We start from the raw sequence: 605 nt of genomic DNA, 5'->3' as shown, positions 1-605 counted from the left end.
CAGCATGCGTGCGAACCGCGGATCGATCGGCATGCGCGAGATGTCGCGACCCGTGCGGGTGAGGTGCGGAGCGCCGTCGCGGCGGGACGGCTCGACCGCACCGAGCTCGGTGAGCAGGTCGAACGCGGCCTTCACGCCGCGGGAGTCGGGCGGGGTGAGGAAGGGGAACGCCGTGATGTCGCCGAAGCCGAGCGAGAGCATCTGCAGGATGACCGAGGCCAGAGAGGTGCGCAGGATCTCGGGCTCGGTGTATTCCGGCCGCTTGGCGTAGTCCTCTTCCGAGTAGAGGCGGATGGCGATGCCGTCGCTGGTTCGGCCCGCGCGGCCCGAACGCTGATTCGCCGAGGCCTGCGAGACGGCCTCGATCGGCAGCCGCTGCACCTTGGAGCGATTGCTGTATCGGGAGATGCGTGCGGTGCCGGTGTCGATCACGTACTTGATGCCGGGGACCGTGAGGCTCGTCTCGGCGACGTTGGTGGCGAGGATCACCCGTGGAAGACGGGGCGGTCGTTGCCGGGGAAGGTGATGGCGTCTTGGTCTGAGGCGATGTCGGTGGCTTCATACATCTGCGCGAAGCCGGTGTGCAGGAGTGTCCAGGACAGGAC

General features: G+C 67.8%; 1 pseudogene. It reads right to left on the bottom strand.

Annotated elements, in window-relative coordinates:
- Positions 1-492, bottom strand: a pseudogene (locus KZA10_RS17085) (helicase-related protein); the annotation flags it as partial.
- Positions 493-605 lie beyond the last annotated feature (113 nt).

This window comes from Microbacterium sp. BF1 (assembly GCF_019279095.1).
Taxonomy (GTDB): domain Bacteria; phylum Actinomycetota; class Actinomycetes; order Actinomycetales; family Microbacteriaceae; genus Microbacterium; species Microbacterium maritypicum.
Note: the sequence above shows the minus strand (reverse complement) of the source record. Positions and strands in the feature narration are given on the sequence as shown.